We start from the raw sequence: 899 nt of genomic DNA, 5'->3' as shown, positions 1-899 counted from the left end.
GATCCTCGCCCGGGGACACCGGAATGCCGGTGTCCGGATCCTTGCCTGAAGACACACTTTCTCCTGTCGTTTGCGCTTTCTCCCACTCACCTTACCGCCGCCTTATTGGACTTTGAGCCATGGGCCGCGCAACTCACAGTTGTCGCATTGGACACAGTGGGTATTCGCGTCCCGGGAATATCGCGGAGCGAGCCATAGTTGAGCCAGAGTGAATGCAAACGCATATAAGTTTTGACAGGAGAACCACCGGAAACCATGAGTGAACCCACCACCAACACACAGCAACTTGAGATCGGTGTCGAAACCTTCGGAGACATCACTACCGCTGCCGACGGAACGACGCTGCACCCCGCCCAGGTTTTACGCAATGTCGTTGCAGAGGCCAAAGCCGCCGAGGCCGCAGGACTGGATTTCTTCGGCGTGGGCGAACACCACCGGGACGATTATGCAATCTCGGCACCCGAAGTGGTCCTTGGTGCCATCGCTTCGGTGACCGAGAGCATCAAGCTGGGCACCGCGGTGACGGTATTGAGCTCGGATGATCCGGTACGGGTCTACGAACGCTTCGCCACGGTGGACGGGTTATCCAATGGCCGTGCCGAAGCCATCTTGGGCCGCGGTTCGTTCGTCGAATCCTTCCCGCTTTTTGGCTACGAACTTTCCGACTACGAATTGCTCTTCGAAGAAAAGCTGGCGCTCTTCGCCAAGCTGCGCAAGGGTGAGCCGGTCAGCTGGTCGGGGCAGACCCGTCCGGCACTGCGCAACCAGTCCGTCTACCCACCCATTGAAAACGGCATCTTGAATGCCTGGGTGGGTGTTGGAGGAAGCCCCGAGTCGGTGGTGCGTGCGGCCCGGCACGGGCTGCCGCTATTCCTGGCGATCATCGGTGGACAGCCGAT

Annotated in this window: 1 protein-coding gene; it reads left to right on the top strand. The window is 59.5% G+C overall.

Going from position 1 to position 899, the window contains the following annotated elements:
- Window positions 1-255 precede the first annotated feature (255 nt).
- Window positions 256-899: LLM class flavin-dependent oxidoreductase (locus B879_RS23935; protein ID WP_040401566.1), on the top strand; the 644-nt coding region annotated here is incomplete at its 3' end.

Source organism: Cecembia lonarensis LW9, from assembly GCF_000298295.1.
In the GTDB taxonomy this organism is placed as follows: domain Bacteria; phylum Bacteroidota; class Bacteroidia; order Cytophagales; family Cyclobacteriaceae; genus Cecembia; species Cecembia lonarensis.
Note: the sequence above shows the minus strand (reverse complement) of the source record. Positions and strands in the feature narration are given on the sequence as shown.